Genomic DNA, 205 nt, shown 5'->3' on the forward strand with positions numbered 1-205 from the left:
AGTTGGTAGAGCACTCGACTGTTAATCGAGTTGTCACAGGTTCGAGTCCTGTTCGGGGAGCCATTAAGGCCCGTTGGTCAAGGGGTTAAGACACCTCCCTTTCACGGAGGTAACAGGGGTTCGAATCCCCTACGGGTCATATATATGGAGGCTTAGCTCAGCTGGGAGAGCATCTGCCTTACAAGCAGAGGGTCGGGGGTTCGAG

Annotated in this window: 1 tRNA gene; it reads left to right on the forward strand. The window is 54.1% G+C overall.

Features of this window, described 5'->3' with window-relative positions:
* Positions 1–67: 67 nt before the first annotated feature.
* A tRNA-Glu gene (locus HP552_RS07070) sits at positions 68–139 on the forward strand.
* Positions 140–205: the final 66 nt, after the last annotated feature.

Origin of the sequence: Paenibacillus xylanilyticus (genome assembly GCF_013359935.1) — a bacterium.
Classification (GTDB): Bacteria; Bacillota; Bacilli; order Paenibacillales; family Paenibacillaceae; genus Paenibacillus; species Paenibacillus xylanilyticus.